The sequence below is a fragment of the Kribbella sp. NPDC004536 genome (assembly GCF_042873835.1).
Classification (GTDB): Bacteria; Actinomycetota; Actinomycetes; order Propionibacteriales; family Kribbellaceae; genus Kribbella.
Genome location: NZ_JBIALY010000002.1, coordinates 576,645 through 595,731 on the forward strand (window position 1 = coordinate 576,645; position 19,087 = coordinate 595,731).

The 19,087-nt window shown below is 65.4% G+C and carries 13 protein-coding genes; 10 read left to right on the forward strand and 3 right to left on the reverse strand.

The window, feature by feature from the left end; genetic code table 11:
* Positions 1-208: 208 nt before the first annotated feature.
* The 6 genes from ACFYRU_RS17615 (at position 209) to ACFYRU_RS17640 (ending at position 9,676) form a co-directional block, all read left to right on the forward strand.
* Positions 209-2,041, forward strand: a complete 1,833-nt coding sequence (locus ACFYRU_RS17615) for an ABC transporter substrate-binding protein (protein WP_387659572.1) — start codon at positions 209-211, stop codon at positions 2,039-2,041.
* Entirely contained in the window at positions 2,038-3,132 is a 1,095-nt protein-coding gene (locus ACFYRU_RS17620) for an ABC transporter permease (protein WP_387659575.1), read from the forward strand. The genes ACFYRU_RS17615 and ACFYRU_RS17620 overlap by 4 nt, the downstream gene beginning before the upstream one ends.
* 5 nt (positions 3,133-3,137) lie before the next feature.
* Complete coding sequence (locus ACFYRU_RS17625) at positions 3,138-4,013, forward strand: ABC transporter permease (RefSeq protein ID WP_387659578.1); 876 nt, start codon at positions 3,138-3,140, stop codon at positions 4,011-4,013.
* The gene (locus tag ACFYRU_RS17630) at positions 4,006-4,815 is read left to right on the forward strand and encodes an ABC transporter ATP-binding protein (protein ID WP_387659581.1); all 810 of its coding nucleotides are present in this window, start codon (positions 4,006-4,008) and stop codon (positions 4,813-4,815) included. Before ACFYRU_RS17625 ends, ACFYRU_RS17630 begins: the two co-directional genes overlap by 8 nt.
* Positions 4,812-5,699, forward strand: a complete 888-nt coding sequence (locus tag ACFYRU_RS17635; RefSeq protein WP_387659584.1) for an ABC transporter ATP-binding protein — start codon at positions 4,812-4,814, stop codon at positions 5,697-5,699. Before ACFYRU_RS17630 ends, ACFYRU_RS17635 begins: the two co-directional genes overlap by 4 nt.
* An 827-nt stretch (positions 5,700-6,526) precedes the next feature.
* Positions 6,527-9,676: a type ISP restriction/modification enzyme gene (locus ACFYRU_RS17640; protein WP_387659587.1), complete on the forward strand. Its 3,150-nt coding sequence runs from the start codon at positions 6,527-6,529 to the stop codon at positions 9,674-9,676.
* A 106-nt stretch (positions 9,677-9,782) separates the two neighbouring features.
* Here the strand turns inward: ACFYRU_RS17640 and ACFYRU_RS17645 are convergent, their stop codons facing one another.
* Positions 9,783-11,816 carry a phosphocholine-specific phospholipase C gene (locus ACFYRU_RS17645; protein ID WP_387659590.1) on the reverse strand — a complete coding sequence of 678 codons (2,034 nt, stop codon included), beginning with the start codon at positions 11,814-11,816 and terminating at the stop codon, positions 9,783-9,785.
* 75 nt (positions 11,817-11,891) lie between these two features.
* Between ACFYRU_RS17645 and ACFYRU_RS17650 the strand changes: the two genes are divergently transcribed.
* The gene (locus tag ACFYRU_RS17650) at positions 11,892-12,530 is read left to right on the forward strand and encodes a histone deacetylase (protein WP_387659593.1); all 639 of its coding nucleotides are present in this window, start codon (positions 11,892-11,894) and stop codon (positions 12,528-12,530) included.
* On the opposite strand, the gene ACFYRU_RS17655 is transcribed toward ACFYRU_RS17650, so the two are convergent.
* Positions 12,498-14,507, reverse strand: coding sequence for a M6 family metalloprotease domain-containing protein (locus ACFYRU_RS17655; RefSeq protein WP_387659596.1), 2,010 nt, complete (start codon positions 14,505-14,507; stop codon positions 12,498-12,500). The two genes, ACFYRU_RS17650 and ACFYRU_RS17655, sit on opposite strands and share 33 nt — an antisense overlap.
* A gap of 190 nt (positions 14,508-14,697) precedes the next feature.
* Here ACFYRU_RS17655 and ACFYRU_RS17660 point away from each other — a divergent pair, with 190 nt between their 5' ends.
* From ACFYRU_RS17660 to ACFYRU_RS17670, 3 genes are read left to right on the forward strand one after another with little or no spacing between them, the layout of a single operon-like run.
* Entirely contained in the window at positions 14,698-16,059 is a 1,362-nt protein-coding gene (locus ACFYRU_RS17660; RefSeq protein WP_387659599.1) for an NAD-dependent succinate-semialdehyde dehydrogenase, read from the forward strand.
* A gap of 54 nt (positions 16,060-16,113) precedes the next feature.
* Positions 16,114-17,565 carry a tol-pal system YbgF family protein gene (locus ACFYRU_RS17665; protein ID WP_387659601.1) on the forward strand — a complete coding sequence of 484 codons (1,452 nt, stop codon included), beginning with the start codon at positions 16,114-16,116 and terminating at the stop codon, positions 17,563-17,565.
* Between the two features lie 33 nt (positions 17,566-17,598).
* Positions 17,599-18,459 carry a hypothetical protein gene (locus ACFYRU_RS17670; RefSeq protein WP_387659604.1) on the forward strand — a complete coding sequence of 287 codons (861 nt, stop codon included), beginning with the start codon at positions 17,599-17,601 and terminating at the stop codon, positions 18,457-18,459.
* Here the strand turns inward: ACFYRU_RS17670 and ACFYRU_RS17675 are convergent.
* Entirely contained in the window at positions 18,417-19,028 is a 612-nt protein-coding gene (locus ACFYRU_RS17675) for an excalibur calcium-binding domain-containing protein (protein WP_387659607.1), read from the reverse strand. The two genes, ACFYRU_RS17670 and ACFYRU_RS17675, sit on opposite strands and share 43 nt — an antisense overlap.
* Positions 19,029-19,087: the final 59 nt, after the last annotated feature.

Below are 19,087 nucleotides of genomic sequence, written 5' to 3' on the forward strand. Positions count from 1 at the left end.
ACGCCTGGAAGCGTTTCCGCCTAGAGGCGTCACCCAGAGCGAGCAACGTTGTCATAGGTTGGTATATCGACTGATCTGCGGATATGACGTTGCGGTTCCAACGTAGGAACGAACTCTTGTCAACGTTGTCAACGCTACTTATAGTCCGTGGCACCTCTCGGTCGGTGATCCGCCCGTCCACGCAACGTCAACGGAGGTGACATTCATCATGAATGACGCGCCGCGCCCGCAGTTCGAAGACGTCGAAGATGTCGTCCGGTACCAGCTGAGCCGCCGAGCCATGATGGGAGGAGGCGCCGCCGCGATGACCGCGTTCCTGGCCGCCTGCTCCGGCAAAGGCTCGTACTCCGACAAGCCGGCGAACAACAAGCCCGTCGCCACCAAGTCCATCCAGATCGGCAAGGCGAACATCCCGGTCCCACGCGACCAGACAGTGATCGTCGGTCAGGTCGACTACACGGTCTTCGACAGCTTCAACGGCATGATCCCGAACGGGTCGCCCTCGGGCGCCGGCGTCGAGTTGAGCACCGAGCCCTTGTTCTTCCTCAGCTTCGCGACGGGCAAGCTCACGCCCTGGCTGGCCACGGAGTACAAGTACAACGACGCTTTCACCGAGCTGACCATGAAGTTCGACCCGAAGGCCCATTGGAACGACGGCCAGCCGCTGGGTGCCAACGACTTCAAGTTCACCGTGATGCTGCTGAAGGACCGTCCGGACCTCTTCGGCGGCGGCGGCGACCTGAAGGAGTTCGTCAAGACGGTCGACGTGACCGACCCGCACACCGCGAAGGTCACGTTCCTGAAGCCGGCGCCGCGCTTCCACTACAACTTCATCGCCGCGATCGCCGGTGCGCCGAACAACATCATGCCGGAGCACATCTGGAAGTCGCAGGACCCGACGAAGTACAAGGACAACCCGCCGGTCCGCAGCGGTCCGTACAAGCTGAAGACCGCGATCCGCAACCAGAAGATGTTCATCTGGGAGAAGGATCCGAACTACTGGAACAAGGACAAACTCGACGTCAAGCCCCAGTACGTCGTGTTCCAGAGCACCTCGAAGCAGCTCGACCAGGCGTCGCTGGCGTTCGAGCGGGCCGAGTTCGACGTCGGCTCGGTCGACGAGCCGCACGCCAAGCAGCTGCGGAACACCGGCTACCCGAACCTCGTCACCACGCAGTTCCACGACCCGAACCCACGGGTCCTGTGGCTGAACTGCGACCCGGGCCGCGGCGTGATGGCGGAGCCGAAGATGCGCTGGGCGATCAACTACTGCGTCGACCGGGAGAAGATCGGCAACTCGATCTGGCCGGTGAAGGTGCCGCCGGCGCAGTACCCGTGGGCGGACTACCCGACCAACGACAAGTGGAAGAACGACGACCTCGCGAACAAGTACAAGTTCGAGTTCAGCCCCGACAAGGCGACCCAGTTGCTGGACGAGATCGCGCCGAAGAACGCGGCCGGCAAGCGCACGTACAAGGGCAAGGAGATCAACCTCGAGATCATCACGGTCTCGCCGGTCGACGGTCCCGAGTACGCGATCGCGAACCTGCTGAAGACGCAGCTCGGGAAGGTCGGCGTGCCGGCCACGTTGCGCAGCCTGGCCGGTAGCGTCCACGACGACAAGTTCCAGCGCGGGCAGTACGACATCGACTCCAACTGGGCCGGCTTCGCGATCGACCCGGTGCAGCTGTACACCGACTGGACCAGCGACAAGTACCAGCCGATCGGCAAGAACTCGGCCGGCAAGAACAAGATGCGGTTCCGCAACCCCGACTTCGACAAGATCATCGACCAGCTGGGCCAGCTCAACCCGGACTCGCCGGAGGCCAAGCCGCTGCTCGACAAGGCGCTGGAGATCTACTTCCAGCAGCTGCCGTTGCTCGCCTCGATCCAGACCGGCTACCCGTCGTACTTCAACACGGCGTTCTGGAAGGACTGGCCGACCGACGACGACCTGTACGAGGTGCCGCTGAACTGGTGGCCGCACTTCATCTTCGTGCTCGGCAAGATCAGCGCCACCGGGCAGAAGGGACCGGCGTGACGGCGGAGGCACCGCCGGTCGCAGCTGTCGACAAGAGCCGGGACTCCGCACCCCAGTCCGGGGTGCGGGCCTGGCTGTCGCAGCATCCGCTGGCGGCGTACGCCATCCGGAGGTTCGGGCTCTACCTGGTGGAGTTGTGGGGCGCGCTGACGATCGCGTTCTTCTTCTTCCGGATGATGCCCGGCGACCCCGTCCAGACACTGATCCAGACCCTGCAGCAGAACTACGTCTACAACGCACAGGCCAGTACCGAGCTGATCGCCCGCTACCGGCACGAGTTCGGGCTCGACGGGAACCTGCTGACCCAGTACTTCAAGTACATGGAGAAGCTGATCCTGCACGGGGATCTCGGGCCTTCGCTCATCAACTATCCTACGCCGGCGCAGACCGTGATCCTGCGGTCGTTGCCGTGGACAATCGGTCTGCTCGGGATCTCAGCGGTGATGGCGTGGATCCTCGGCATGATCATCGGCGCGATCGCCGGCTGGCGGCGCGGCAAGCTCGGTTCCGCGATCGCCACCAACCTGTCGATCGCGCTGTCGCACGTGCCGTACTTCTTCGTCGCGCTGATTCTGGTGTACGTCTTCGCGTACTCGATGGGACTGTTGCCTGCGAGATCGGCATACGACTCGAACATCAATCCAGGGATCAGTTTCGCCTTCATCGGCAGTGTGCTGAAGTACGGGTTGCTGCCGGGGTTGTCGATCGTGATCATCGGGACGTTCAGCTGGATCCTGTCCACCCGGATGCTGATGATCCCGATCCTCGGCGAGGACTACCTGGTGTACGCCGAGGCGAAAGGACTGAAGGGCCGCCGGATCCTGACCCGGTACGCGCTGCGGAACTGCTACCTGCCGCAGATCACCGCGTTCGGCATCTCGCTCGGCTTCATCTTCAACGGCAACGTACTGGTCGAGCAGCTGTTCAACTACCCGGGGCTGGGGACCACGCTGGTCACCGCGATCCAGCAGCTCGACTTCAACACGATCCTCGGTGTCACCGACATCGCGATCTTCTCCGTACTGACCGCCGTCCTGCTGCTGGATCTGCTGCTGCCGCTGCTCGATCCGCGCGTGAAGTACTGGAAGTGATGACGATGAGACTACTGACCGCGGTACTGCGAACGATCCGGAACAGCCGGCGGCTGGCGACCGGGCTGGTCATCCTCGGGCTGCTGATCCTGCTCGCGCTCTTCAGCCCACTGATCGCGAAGGCGATCGGCCACGGCCAGGACCCGATCGAGCTGGCGGCGTACGACAAGTGGCTCGTCCCCGGACCGGGCCATCTGCTCGGCACCGACCAGTTCGGGCGGGACGTGTTCGCGATGGTGGTGAAGGCGCTCGCGGTGTCCCTGCAGATCGGGGCGATCGCCGGTGTGATCTCCACCGTCGTCGGCGTGATCGTCGCGTTCGTCGCCGGGTACAAGGGCGGCTGGATCGACGGCATCCTGTCCACCTTCACCGGGATCCTGTTGGTCATTCCAACGTTCCCGTTGCTGATCGCGCTGTCGGCGTACGCGAAGAACGTCAGCCTGTTCCAGGTCGGCGTGATGATCTCGATCTTCTCCTGGCCGTTCGCGGCGAAGACGATCCGTTCCCAGGTACTCAGCCTGCGGACCCGGCCGTACGTCGACCTCGCCCGGGTCAGCAAGGCCCGCGACCTGGAGATCATCGTGACCGAGCTGCTGCCGAACCTGCTGCCGTTCATCGGCGTCGGGTTCGCCTCCTCGGCGCTCGGCGCGATCTTCGGCCTGGTCGGCCTGGAGATCATCGGTCTCGGGCCCGGTGGGGTGATCGACCTGGGGCAGATCATCTTCAACGCGATCGGCACCGGGGCACTGACGCTGGGGGCGTGGCCGATGTTCGTGGTCCCGATCGCCTTGCTGACGTTGCTGTTCGCGGCGCTGAACATGGTGAACATCGGCCTCGAAGAGGTCTACAACCCGCGGCTGAGGGGAGTGGCCGGTGAATAACGTCCTTGAAGTCAAGGGGCTCGAGGTCGCGTACCTCACCAACCGCGGCGATGTGAAGGCGGTCCGCGGGATCGATCTCGACGTACGCCGCGGCGAGATCCTCGGCATCGCCGGGGAGTCGGGCAGCGGGAAGAGCACGCTCGCGGTCGCGTTGCTCCGGCTCCTCAAGGCGCCGGGGAAGGTGACCGGGGGATCGGTCATGTTCCACCCCGCCGGACGGTCGCCGGTGGATCTGCTCAAGGTCAACGGCGAAGAGCTGCGCGTCCTTCGGTGGTCGGCGTTGTCCTATCTGCCGCAGGGGTCGATGAGCTCGCTGAACCCCGTGATGCGCGTCCAGGACCAGTTCAAGGACGTGATCCTGGAACACGCGCCCGCGCGCAAGGACTCCTTGGGCGAGCTGGTTCCGCGGTTGCTCGAACAGGTCGGACTGGAGAAACGGGTCGGCCGGATGTACCCGCACGAGCTGTCCGGCGGGATGAAGCAGCGGGTCCTGATGGCGATCGCGGTCGCGCTCGAACCGGACCTGGTGATCGCGGACGAGCCGACCACCGCGCTCGACGTCACGATCCAGCGGGTCATCCTGCAGTCGCTCGCGGACCTGCGGACCGACTTCGGCGTCACGCTGATGGTGATCTCGCACGACATGGGCGTACACGCGCAGCTCGCCGACCGGGTCGCGGTGATGTACGAAGGGCAGCTCGTCGAGGTCGGCGACGTACGGCAGGTGTTCAAGGATCCGCAGGACCCGTACACCCGGCAGCTGATCGACTCGATTCCGAAGTTCGGCAGGAGGGCCTCGTGAAGTCGTCACTCGAACTAAGGGGCGTACAGCAACGATTCCACGCGCGTGGGGTCGCCGAGGGCTACATCACCGCGGTCGACGACGTCAGCTTCAGCCTGGCCGCGTCGCCGCCGCAGATCGTCAGCCTGGTCGGGCAGAGCGGCAGCGGGAAGAGCACGATCGCCCGCAACGTCCTCGGCCTGCAGAAGCCGACGGCCGGCTCGGTGCTGTACGGCGGCAAGGACATCTTCAAACTGAGCCGGGCCGAGTACGACGAGTACCGGCGCGACGTACAGCCCGTCTTCCAGGACCCGTACGCGATCTTCAACCCCTTCTACCGGGTCGATCGCGTGCTGTGGAAGGCGGTGAAGAAGTTCAAGCTTGCCGACTCCCGGACCAAGGGTCTCCAGCTGATCGAGGAGTCGTTGCGCGCGGTCCGCCTCGAACCGGAGAACGTCCTCGGCCGGTACCCGCACCAGCTGTCCGGTGGCCAACGGCAACGAATCATGCTGGCCCGTGTGCATATGCTCCGGCCGTCGTTCATCATCGCCGACGAACCGGTGTCGATGCTGGATGCCCAGGTGCGCAAGCACTTCCTCGACATCCTGCTCGACTTCCAGCGTGAACATGGCATGACGACGCTCTTCATCACGCACGACCTGTCGACGGTGTACTACCTCGGCGGCGAGGTCATGGTCATCACCAAGGGCCAGATCGTCGAACGCGGCCCGGTCTCCACGGTGATGCACGAGCCCTCCCACCCGTACACCAAACTCCTGCTCGACTCCATCCCCCAACCCGACCCCGACCAACGCTGGACCACCCGCATCGCCGTCGACGAACTCGACCACCTCGACGACAAGACCCCCGGCGACTCAACGGCGCCGGAGGTCCCGATCATCTGATCCCAAAGAAAGGGAGAGAAAGACAAAGGAAGAAGAGGAGAACAGAAGAAGAGGAGAACAGAAGAAGAGAAAGGAAAGAAAAGAGAATTTAGAATAGTGGCTGGCTTGGTGGAGAGTCGGAGATTTGTCTGTGGTGACCTTCAAGAGAACATTTAAAGAAAGACAGAGAAAAAACAGAAGAGGGAGAGGGAGTTGGGTGTTTGGTCCGGTTTGATGCGCCGCCGGCGGCTCGCGTCACGGGCGGACCTGAAGTAACGTCCGACGGCGAGGAGGCAACCAGTCACCTGTTGTCCTCCGTCGGAAACTGCAAGATCCGGTCGAACCTTGGATATCAGGCGGTCGTCTCGCCGGCGACTGGATTGAGGTCCGGCACGAAACCGCCCACTGTTGCTCTTTGCCGTCGATCGAGTAGTGCGCGAGTACACGTACTCAGTCCCCCGGGCAGTAGTTCCGTTTTTCCAAAGGCTCATTGCTCGGGGTGTTGCGCTGCCTCGCGCCGCGCTGGTGAGTCCAGGTCCACCGCGCCTGAGCTGTCTTTCCCGTTGACGACGTCGCTCGCCCCTGCGGTCAAAGGTGGCGCGCCGATTCGAGTCGCCACGCAGAGTTGAGTATCGGAAACTCGGTTGAAGAGGTGCTGTGTGGTGAGGTGAATTCGGGCGTCTGACACCAGTGGGAGGGTGCGCATGCCCCGATCAAGTGCTGCCGAGAACCCAAATGGAACGACCCCGATCGACCTTGCGGTCGCACGATTCGGACGTGAAGTCACACGGAAGCTCCGAACGGGGGCCGGATCTTCCGAGGATCACATACGCGGGCCGTTCGAACGGATGACACGCGCGATCGCCGAAAGCCTCGGTCTCACGGTCACGATGATCGGCGAAACGCGACTGCCGGACTTGTCGATCCGGCCCGACTACGCCGTCGACGTCGCCGGTGCTCGAGTGGGGTATGTGGAGCTGAAGAGGCCGGGGTTCGGCATCCCGGAGACCTGGCAACGCCCGGCCAAGCACGACCTGGAGCAGTGGCAGCGGTTTCAGCAGCTCCCGAATGTTATCTACTCGGACGGCGAGCAGTTCGCCCGCTATAGCTTTGGAAAATTGCAGGGCAGAGTAGCCCGACTGGAGCCTGGGCTCGTCCATGCGTCCGGAAGGTTGCAGACCGTCGGGACCGAGTTTGCGCGCGTCATGACCACCTTCCTGCTGTGGGAGCCAGAACGGCCTCGAAACCTGGACGAGCTGGTTCGGCTGGTCGCAAATCTCTGTCGACTTCTGCGCGACGACATTGCTACGGAGCTGGGAAGGGAAAGAAGAGGGCAGGCAGCGCCCAACTTCACGAGACTTGCCACCGACTGGCGGCAAGTCCTGTTTCCGAACCTCACTGACGATGAGTTCGCAGATCAATATGCGCAGACAGTAACCTTCGCGCTTCTGCTCGCGCGCGTCGAAGAAGTCAGCTTTGATCATCAGTCGATCGGCGAAATCGCTCGCCTGCTCGGAAAGAAGCATTCGCTGATGGGACGAGCGTTGACCGTCCTGACGGATCAGCCGGAGGATGAGCATAGCGTTGCACTGGCGACGATGATTCGCGTACTCAGTGTCGTCGACTGGAGCTCGTTCCCCGACGACTCCTACGAGCTGCTGTACGAGAACTTTCTCGCGAAGTACGATCCGCAGTTGCGCAAGAAGAGCGGCGTGTACTACACGCCAGCGACATTGGTCTCGTTCATGACGAGGTTTGTGGACGACATCTTGCGGGACAGGCTTGATCGATCGCTCGGTTTCGCGGAACGGGATGTCATCGTCGTTGATCCTGCGATGGGTACGGGCAGCTTTCTCGCTGACGTCATCAACAAGGTCGCTGAGACGGTCTCGCACGAGGAGGGGCCAGGCTCGGTGGTCCCGCACCTGCGCGAGCTCTCGAACCGACTGATCGGCTTCGAGAACCAAGCAGCGCCGTACGCGGTCGCGGAGCTCCGCATCCATACCTTGCTGAAGAAGCGCCATCGGGCCGAGGTACCGGCCAAGGAACGGCGGTTCCTGAGTGACACCCTCGACGATCCCGATCTTCAACTTCTCCCACTGGGTCGGATGTACGAAGCGATCGAACAGTCGCGGCACGGAGCCAACCGAGTGAAGCGTGACGAGCCAGTGATGGTCGTCATCGGAAATCCGCCGTACAAGGACAAGGCCAAGGGTACGTCGAGTTGGATCGAGGAGCCGTCCGAGACGGCGGCGTCGCCGAGCCTCTCAGCGTTCCGGAAACCTGGCAACGGGAAACTCGAGTACGTGCTCTCCAACAAGTACGTCTACTTTTGGCGCTGGGCGACATGGAAGGCCTTCGACGCGCATCCGGCTGATCCTGCGGGGGTGGTTGCCATGGTTTGCTCTGCCGGCTTCACGACCGGTCGAGGATTTGCCGGTATGCGAGAGTACCTCCGCAGGACCACCGACGAGGGCTGGTTGATCGACCTTACTCCGGAGGGGCACCAGCCGCATATGCGCACTAGATTCTTCACAGCGAATCAGCAGCCGATCTGTGTTGCCGTGTTCATCCGCCGGGGCCGCCCGGACGCAAACACTCCGGCGCGAATACGCCGGATTGAGGTGACCGGATCAGTCGACGAGAAGGCGGCCAAGCTCAGGGCAATCGGGATCGACGGCAATGGTTGGGTAGAGTGCGCCGCCGGCTGGACCGATCCACTCCAGGCGGTTGCCGACACCCAATGGTCCTCGATGCCTGCGTTGGACGACCTGATGCCGTGGACATCCCCTGGGGTCACGCCCAATCGAAGCTGGGTCTATGCGCCTGATCGGGACTCGCTCGAACGGCGCTGGCACGACCTGATTGTCGCGCCGCCTGAGGACAAGCCGCTCCTTCTGAAGGAGACTGTGACGACAGCCGTGCATTCGGAGGTTTCCCAGCTACCCGGCGTGCGCCCTCATACAAGACCGCTCGCAACCGAATCTGATCCAGTTCCGACGCTGCAACGAGTTGCCCACAGGTCGTTCGATCGGAAATGGCTGATCGCGGACGCGCGGGTTCTCGACCGTCCTCGTACACCCCTGTGGCTCACCTACTCGGATCAGCAGATCTTCGTTGTGGAGCAGCATGATCGGCCGATCACAGCGGGTCCGGGCTTGATGTTTCCCGGCTTGATTCCGGATGTCCACCATTTTATGGGGCGGGGTGGTCGGGTGGCACCGCTCTATCGGGACGCTGCGGCCATGACCCCCAATGTCGTCAGCGGACTGTTGGAGCTTCTCGAGGCCAAGTTTGATTTTGCTGTCGGTGCGCAGGACTTGGTTGCGTACATCGCTGCTGTCACGGCCCACGGCGGGTTCGCCAGGCGATTCGCGCCCTTCCTTGCCACACCTGGCATCCGGATCCCGTTGACGGCTGACGCCGGGGCGTGGGTGGATGCACTTGAGCTAGGCCGTGAGGTCCTCTGGTTGCACAGCTATGGCGAGCGTTCAACCAGCAGAGCGGCAGGACGGCCGCCTGGCCCTCCCCGGATGTCTGTCGGTCGACCGAAGGTGCGAGTAGGCATTCCGGATACAGAGGAAGGCATGCCAACACGGCTGGACTATGACGCGGCGACCTGCACCTTGTTTGTTGGCGCGGGAGAGATCGCACCGGTCCCTCCGGAAGTTTTCGAATACCAGGTATCGGGGATGCTGGTCCTGAAACACTGGTTCGACTATCGGCGGAGTACGCCGTCAGGCAAACGAACATCTCCGCTGAATGACATTGTTGCGACGCGGTGGACTGCGAGGACGACGACGGAGTTGCTCGAACTGCTCAATGTTCTCGGTCGATGCGTCGCACTGGAGCCGGCGCAAGACGAACTCCTGACCCGGATCCTCGATGGCGACCTGATTGGAATATCTGAGCTTGAGGCCGCACAGTTATTGCCGCCACCCACATCTGCTCGCAGGCCACTGGTGCCGTCCGCCGACGGAGATCTTTTCAGCGAGTGACCAACGTCTCAGCCAATCATGAATTGCCGAAGCGTGCTGGGGGCAGCAAGGTCTCAGCAGATCCGCTGCTGCTGAGACCTTGCTGGCTGCGCTGCCTTGTGCGATCTCAGACGGTTTTGATGGCTGGGTCGCTCAGGCCCGGCACGCCCGTTTCGACGTGGCCGGCGAAGCGGCGGAGGTACGTGGAGTCGGTTGTCGTGGTGATGGAGACGTCGTACCAGCAGGTGGTGCTGGTGACGTTGTAGGTGGTCTTGCCCGGCTTGAGGGTGAGCTTCTTCGGTGTGCCGCCGTAGGCGTTGGTGATGGTGACGGTGCGCGCGACGTCCGTCGTCAGCGTCAGGGTGACGTTGCCGGTGGTGGTGTTCTCGCGGGCGATGATCTCCAGGGCGGTTGCGGGCTTGCCCTTGAAGGTGCGGAGGAAGCCGTTCGGGCCATGGACGGTGAGGTCGGTGACGCCGCCCGAGTAGATCGGGTTCCAGCTGTCGGCGACGGTCTTGCCGGCCTCGGTGGTGTAGGTCCACGGGCCGTCGGTGCGGTTCGCGGACGTGATCAGGAACTGCGCGCCGGCGTGCGGGCCGGAGCTGAAGGTCAGCTTGTATTTGCTGTCGGCAACCGTCCCGTCGACGACCGGTGCGTACGGCAACGGACGGGTCCGGCGCCGGCCGCGCTCCTGGGCCGGGAGCGTTCCGGACGCGGGCGGCGTCGGTACGTAGTCCGGGTGCCGCTTGTTGTCCGGCGGCTGGTACGCGCTGGTGTCCGGGAGCTTCGCCGGCAGCGTGGCCGACGTACCGAAGTCGAACGCGGAGCTCAGGTCGCCGCAGACCGCGCGCCGCCACGGCGAGATGTTCGGCTCGTGCACGCCGAACCGGGACTCCATGAACCGGATGATCGACGTGTGGTCGAACACCTCGGAGCAGGTATAGCCGCCGGTGCTCCACGGCGACACGACCAGCATCGGCACCCGCTGCCCGAGACCGTACTGCCCGTGCGCGGCCTTCGATCCGGTGTAGAGGTCGAGCGTCGGGTCCACCGTCGACAGGCCCTGGTTGGCGTCCATCGGCGGGAACGGCGGAACGACGTGGTCGAAGAAGCCGTCGTTCTCGTCGTAGGTGATGAACAGCGCGGTCTTGCTCCACACCTCGGGGTTCGCGGTGAGCGCGTCGAGGACCTGGGAGATGTACCACGCGCCGTAGTTGGCCGGCCAGTTCGGGTGCTCGGTGAACGCCTCGGGCGCGGCGATCCAGGAGATCTTCGGCAGCCGGTTGTTCTTCACGTCGGCGGCGAGCTGCGCGAACAGGCTCTCGCCGGCCTTCGCGTTCGTGCCGGTACGGGCCTTGTCGTACAAGGGGTTCCCGGGCTGCGCGTTGCGGTAGTTGTCGAAGTACAGCAGCGAGTTGTCGCCGTAGTTGCCGCGGTACGCGTCGTTGATCCAGCCCCAACCGCCGTTGGCGTCCAGGCCGTCACCGATGTCCTGGTAGATCTTCCACGAGACGCCGGCCTTCTCGAGGCGCTCCGGGTACGTCGTCCACCCGTAGCCGGCCTCGTCGTTCCCGAGGACCGGGCCGCCGCCGGTACCGTCGTTGCCCGTATAGCCGGTCCACATGTAGTACCGGTTCGGGTCGGTCGAGCCCATGAACGAGCAGTGGTACGCGTCGCAGAGCGTGAACTTGTCCGCGAGCGCGTAGTGGAACGGGATGTCCTCGCGGGTCAGGTACGCCATCGTGGTCGTCGTCTTCGCGGGGATCCACTGGTCGTACCGGCCGCTGTTGAACGCGGCGTGCGCGTCCGGCCAGCTGTGCGCGAGGTCCTGGATGAACTGCAGCCCGAGGTTGTCCGCCTCCGGCCGGAACGGCAGGATCTCCTTGCCGAGAGCGTTCTTCTGGTAGAACGTCGGTTTCCCGCTCGGCATGGTCACCGGCCGCGGGTCGCCGTACCCGCGAACACCGTGCAGCGTGCCGAAGTAGTGGTCGAACGAGCGGTTCTCCTGCATCAGTACGACGATGTGTTCGACGTCCTGGATGTTGCCGAACCGGCGGTGCGCGGGGATCGCGGCGGCCTGCTCGATGCTGTTCGTCATCGCGGCGAACGCGGCCGACGCACCGGCCAGTTGCAGGAACCTCCGGCGGTTGATGTCTGGCATCTGGGTCTCCTTGTCGGGGCGGATGGAGCCTCCGGCACCCTAATCTGATCGTCCGAGCCCACGGAAGGTGCAGGCGTGACGAATCAGGTGTGGTATGTCGCCTACGGCTCCAACCTCGCCTTGGCACGATTCACCTGCTACCTGTCCGGCGGACAACCACCAGGTGGCGCCCGGATGTATCCCGGCTGCCGCAATCCCACCGCCCCGGCGCGCTCCGCAGGCGTCCTGGTGCCAGGCGGTCTGGCCTTCGCCGGTGCGTCGAAGGTGTGGGGCGGCGGCTCCGCCTTCTACAACCCTGCTGCCGACGGCGAGCTGGCTGGACGGGCGTACCTGCTGACCGCGGACCAGTTCGCCGACGTCGCCGCTCAGGAGATGTGGCGCGAGCCCGGCGGGGCGTACGCGCTGGCAGTCGCCGCGGTCCTGCCGTCCGTGACGACGCTGCATTCCGTCGGTGACGGCCGGTACGAGACCGTCGTACGGCTGGGGGAGTTGGACGGGCTGCCGATGTACACGATCACGCACGGGACCATCGGTGTGCCGGTCGCGCCCGCAGAGTCGTACCTGCGGTGGATCGCGACCGGGCTGGTCGAGGCGCACGGGTGGGACGCCGAGCGGGTGGCCTCCTACTTGCACGCGGCGCCGGGCGTTGGTCTTGGGTGGACGCTCGGCGCGCTGATGTCGCTACTTGATGGCGGTGCAGGTGGCGGTGGATGACTTTGTCGGGTCGCTTTCGGAGGTTGCGGTGAGGGTGATCTTGGAGAGGGGGCCGGTGCCTGGCTTCGTGTAGACGGGGACGGTGATCTGCTGGCCGGCGGTTGCGGTGGCGAGGGCGTTCGGGAGGGCGATCGGCCAGTTGCTTGTCTTCGCGGTCAGGCGGTAGACATCGCCCTTCGTGTACGGCGTCGTACCGGGCTTGCCCGTGTTCGTGAGGCGGAAGTTGCACGTGCCGTTCGTGGCGACCGTGGGCAGGACGCGTACGCCGCGCTTCTGGGGTCCGGAGCCGTCGAGGGAACGGATCGCGACGGTGTACGACAGCTCGCCCTTCGCATTGCGGTGGACGTTGGTGATGTAGAAGTGCAGCCGGTTCGCCGTGTCCGTGTATTCGTATTCACTGCCCGAGTTGGTGCCGGCGTGGAACAGCGCGTCCGACAACTGGCGGTAGTCGCCGATCGTGATCGGTACATTCGTACCGTCCGGCAGCACGTAGTCGGTCATGTTGATGTCCTGCGGGTTCGCGTCGATCACCCACTCGAACGGCGCGCGGTCCTGGTTCTTGGTCTTCGCGAGCAGTACGCCGGCATCGGGCGTGAACGAGTCCGTACCCATCCGGTCCACCACCTCGACGGTGTAGTTCTGGTACCCGCGTCCGTCGCAGAGCGGATCCTTCGTCACGTCGCACGGCGCGTCCAGATCGCCCGCGGTACCAAGGTCGATGTTGATCCCGGACAGCTCGGCCGGGCCTGGTTGCACACTGCGCGCCTTGACGTTCGCGACGACGACTCCGGAGGTGGCAAGGCCCGCGCGGTCGAGTCGCAGGACGTTCTGCTCGGCGACCATGTTCAGCTTGATCTTGTTGCGGAGCATGTGCTGGGCGCCCATCGACGCGCCGCCGGTCGCCGGGATCATCCACCGGCTGTGCGGGCCGCCCGGCCCGTTGAAGCTGCCCCGGCTGAGCATCTCCCAGATCCCGGTGTACGCGCGCCGGGGCGGGACGCCGTACGGGTTGTTGTAGTTGTCGCCGATCCCGAGGATGTGGCTGAACTCGTGCGCGAACACCGCCATCCCGGAACTCTCCGCCTGGGTCGACGAACCGCCGCCCGCGTTCGGCCAGATCGACGAACCGGCCGCCCACGAGGTCCAGTCGACGTACCGCGTCTTCGACCAGTTCGGCAGCGCCGGGTCCGGCGGGCCGAAGTCGTCGGTGACGTCCTCCTTGGTCGGGAACTTCATCATCCCGAACTCCTGCCAGGTGGACGACTCGTCCTGCCCGGCGCTGAGGAAGAACACGAAGTCGTACCCGGCCGGTACGTCCGGACCCTGGTCCGCGACCCAGGCGGCCTTGCCGTCCGTACGGATGTCCTTGGTGCACGTGTCGCCGGCCGGACAGCCCGTACCGCCCTGGAACTCCATGCCGTACTCGTGCGACTTGCCCGGCATCCGGTACGGCCCGAACGCGGTCAGGTCCACGCCGTACCGGCCGCCGGAGTCCTCCATCCAGTACTCGTGCAGCGTGTGACCGTGGTTGAGCGGCTCCGGGGTGTTCAGGAAGTCCTTGTAGAACTTCGCGACCTGGTCCCGCGGTACGCCGTTCGCCGCCGCGCTCGGGTTCCCGAACACCGTCGATCCCTTGGGCTTGGTGATGACGAAGTCCTGGTTCGGGTAGTCGAGCAGTACGAGCGCGCCTTTGAACGTCCTGGCCGACCCCTTCACCGCCGGGTCGGCCCAATTCGTCCCCGGCGGTTTCACGTAGTCCGCCCAGGTCATGTGGTCCGGGTTCTCCCAGTTCTGCGGGTCGATCGGCCCCGGCAACCCGTTCGCCAAGGTCTTCGCGACCCGCGAGTCCTTCCCCGAGGTCTGCCAAGGCTGCTTCTGCGGCCAGTGCGGGTACTGCCAGGCATTCACCGGATCCGGCGGAGCCGACCCACCCGGCGAAGCCAGCGCCACCGAAGGCACCGAAACCGCAACCAACACACCAACCACCCGAACAACCCGACGAAACAACCCAGCCACAACAGCCATCCGATCGACGAAGGGGCGGACATCGACCACCCGAGCATGCCTCCTGAGCCCCCAGGTCTCAACCGGTCCCGGCGCGCTTCCCGGATCGCAGAACACTGTATACAGTATGTGCCCTTCGCTGATCTCGTGATGGAGGTGGCTCGTGTACTCGGTGACCGATCCGGTGTGTGGGGTGTTGGTGGAGGAAGTGGCGAATTCGACGGAGGGGGAGGTTCGGGGGGCGATCGGGCGGGTGGCGGGGGCTTATCCGGGGTGGCGGGCGCGGGGGGTGGGGGAGCGGGCGGGGATCGTGGCGCGGGCGGCGGAGTTGTTCGCGGAGCGGGTGGACGAGTTGGCCGCGATCATGACGCTGGAGATGGGGAAGCGGATCAATGAGGGGCGCGGCGAGGTCGGCATCGTCGTCGACATCTTCCGGTACTACGCGGAGCACGGGCCGGCGTTGCTCGCGGACGAACCGGTCGACATCAAAGGCGGCCGGGCCGTCATCACGAAGGGCCCGATCGGTGCGCTGCTCGGGATCATGCCGTGGAACTTCCCGTGCTACCAGGTCGCCCGGTTCGTCGCGCCGAACCTCGTACTCGGGAACACGATCCTGTTGAAGCACGCCTCGATCTGTCCGCGGTCGGCACGCGCGATCGAGGAGCTCCTGCACGCGGCCGGCGTACCGGAGGACGTGTACGTCAACACGTTCGCATCCAGCCGGCAGATCCCGGCGATCCTGGCCGATCCGCGGATCGCCGGCGTCTCGCTCACCGGCAGCGAACAAGCGGGTATCAGTGTCGCCGCCGAGGCCGGCAAGAACCTGAAGAAGACCGTCCTCGAACTCGGCGGCTCCGATCCGCTGATCGTGCTCGACACCGACGACCTCGACGAGACCGTGAACGCCACCGCGACCGCACGGATGCGCAACTGCGGCCAGTCCTGCAACGCACCAAAGCGGATGATCGTGCTCGCCGACCTGTACGACGAGTACGTCGACCGGCTGACCAAGCGCGTCACGGAGTACTACGTACCGGGCGACCCGGCCGACCCCGCGACCAGGCTCCCACCGCTCGCCTCGAACGCCGCCGCGGACGAGGTCGCCGCCCAGGTCGCGAAGGCGGTCGAGCAAGGCGCGACGCTGCGCGCGGGCGGCCACCGGATCACGCCCGGCGCATACCTCGAGGCGACGGTGCTCACCGACGTCACATCGGACATGGACGCCTACTACGAGGAGATCTTCGGCCCGGTGGTGATCGTCTTCAAGGCCGCCGACGAGGACGACGCCGTACGGCTGGCGAACGACACACCGTTCGGGCTCGGCGCGTCGGTATGGGGTACCGACGAGGCCCGGAACCGCCGGGTCGCGGACCGCATCGACGCGGGCATGGTGTACCTGAACCGGGCTGGCGGATCGCAGGCCGACCTCCCGTTCGGCGGCATCAAACGGTCCGGCCTCGGCCGCGAACTCGGCCCCGCCGGCATCGAGGAGTTCATGAACAAGAAGAGCATCCGGCTGGCGTGACAGGAACCGGTCATTCGAGCTGCGGTTGCGTACTGGACCGGTCAGAATTGCAGGGTGAGCTACCAGCAGTTACCGCCCCCGACCGGTCTGCCGTACCTGGGACCGCCACCCAGGCAGCCGTCGAAGTACATCCACGATCCACTGGCCGTTGCCTTGGGCAACGCTTCGCTGCTGGGGCTGGGTTACTTCCTGATCCGCCGCTGGCTCTTCGGCGCGCTCGGTCTGATCGGTACCGCGGTCCTGGTCGTACTGCTGTGCAGCCAGCGTGAACCGGGGTACGAGTTCGCGCTGATCGCGTGGGGTCTGCTGCAGGTCGTTCACGGCTGGTTCCTCGCGAGCCGGCAACCGCTCCGGGCGGCCAACCTCACCAAGCGACTGGTCGCGCTCGGCGTGACGCTGCTGGTGTTCGCGGGCGTCGCCTTCGAGCGGTACGACGCGCACCGGATCGACCAGGAGGCGGTCGCGTCGCGGGACGCGGGCAGCTGCGACGGAGTACGGGACGCGCGGGCGAAGTACAACCTCGGTCACCGGATCGGCGACGCGCCGCGGACGACCCGGGTCGAGACGGACGTAGCCGCCTGCGACCGGATCGACGTGGCGTCCGACCGCCTGCGTACCGCGAAGGCATCCGCCGATGTCGCCGGGATGCAGGGCGGGTTCAACGTACTGGCCTCCGTCCTCGCCCAGCCGAACCAGGAGCACACGGTCAAGACCGCGCTGGACGAGTTCCTCAACGGGCTGCCGGTCAAGGACCCGTGCCAGACGCTCGCGATCAGCGACTGGCTGCGTGCCCGTACGAAGGCCAACAACATCCTCGACCAGGCGAACGCCGCCGTCCCGCGGATCGAGCCGAACGCGCTGCTCGGCTGCGGCGACGCCCAGGCCGCAGCCAAGGACTGGCCGAACGCGCGCAACATCTACGCCCAGCTGGTGACTCGCTACCCGCACTCGAAGCAGGCGGACCGCGCCCGCGCCGGCATGAAGAAGGCCGACCACGAGATTCTGCAGGCGAAGATCCGCGCGGAACTGGCGCGCGTACGCGGCCTGGTCGCCTCCGGTAAGTACTGCGAGACGCCGGCCAAGTTCAGCCTCGCGCCGCGGCTCCGGCCCGGCGTGAATCGTGCCGTGTTCACGGGTGCCGACGACTACGTGAGCAAGCTGCCGTCGCAGTGGAAGGGGACGACGGCCGACAACGCCGCGCTCGTGATCTGTGCGGGCGAGGACAGCCAGGGCCCGGCGGTCCGCACCTGCCAGTACGAAGGCATCAAGGGATACGTCGGCGTCCGGTCGGTGACCTTCCACAAGATCGCCGTACCGGTCAACGTGTACGAGCTACGTACCGGCCGGCTGATCAAGAAGACGACCGTGCAGATCAGCGGCTCGGCCTGTCCCGCGACGATCTCGTTCACGACCTACTACGGCGTCGGCTCGCCCGACCCGGACATGGACGTGACCCCGACAACCGCGACGATTCAGGAGGCGTTCCGGCCACTCGTCGTGCGATAGTGAATCAGCGCATGCACGCCGAGGGGGCCCGCCATGACCGGTTACCCGATCAAGACCTATCGCTACTTGCGGATGGCGATGGTGGCGATGATCGTGCTGCTCGGGGCCGCGGTGGTGATCGAGTGGTCGAAGACCGACCCGCACTGCCTGCAGACCTCGATCAGCGCGTACTACTACACACCGGTCCGGGCGATCTTCGTCGGTGCCCTGATCACGATCGGCGTCTGCATGGTGGTGCTCAAGGGCAACACCGAGACCGAGGACATCCTGCTGAACGTGGCCGGCATCCTCGCGCCCGGTGTCGCGCTCGTGCCGACGCCGGGGCAGGGGCACTGTCATTCGGTGCCGGTGGTGCTCGGGGACGCGGCCGCCAACGTCTCGAACAACATGCTCGCGCTGTTCGTGGTCGGCGTACCGTGCCTGCTGCTGACCGCGGTCTTCATCGTCCGTGACCGGATCCGCGACCCGGACGGCTGGACACCGCTGTACCTACTGGGACTGGGCGTCGCGGTGCTGATCTTCGGCGGCGGGCTGGCCTGGTTCGTGGTCGACCGGTCCGGCTTCATCGGCCACGCGCACTACGCGGCAGCGATCGTAATGTTCGCGTGCATCGTCGTGGTCGTGCTGGCGAACGCCGAGCAGCTCCGGCGCAAGCGCGGCGTACCGCGCTCGCGAGCCAACCGGTACTCGGTGATCGCGGTCGCGATGGTCGTCGTACCGCTGCTGATGTACGTCTGGAAGAAGCTCTTCGGCTGGGACCACGCGGTGCTCGGGATCGAGGCCGCGCTGATCGTGCTGTTCGCGGCGTTCTGGATCAGCCAGACCGCCGAGCTGTGGAACGAGGGTTTGCGTCAGGAGTTGCCGCGGTCGCAGGCCACGCCGTCGCCGTTGTGATCGAGGGCCTCGGAGTAGCCGGGGTCGCCACGGTGCAGTGGTGCCTTGCCGGCGGCGCGGACCTCGGCGCAGTTCTTGTAGACGACCACGGTCGGGGTGGGCGTCGGCGTCACTACCGGCGTTGACGTTGACGACGTGGCGGCCGTCGGCGTCGCCTTGGTTGTGGTGCTCGACCGGGTCGGCGTGGGGGTCGGGGTACGGATCTCCTGGCGGGCCGGGCGCTCGGTCCGCTGCACGGTTGGATGCGCCACAGTGGTCGGCGGCGCCGTCGCGGCGACAGTCGCGCGGTACGGGGGCACCGTACTCGTCGACTCGTTGTGGCCGAACGGGTTCAGCAGTACGAGCGTCATCAGCGCGACCGGCACCACGACCAGCGCGAGCGCGGTCCGCCGGCGAGTGCCGCCGTACCTGCCGATCGGTCCGCGGACGGGCCGGCCGTGCTCGTCGACCCAGAACGCCCAGCGGCGGGGCGCGGCGGGCCAGGACTCGGGTGGTTGCCAGCGCCGTGGTGGCCGCCAGTCCGCTCTCGGTGGTGACGGCCACTCCGGCGGTGCGTTGAACTGCCTCACTTCGATCCTCCCGCAGGGCAGCCTATCCGCAATCCGTCGGGAAGATGGCCAGGAGAGCT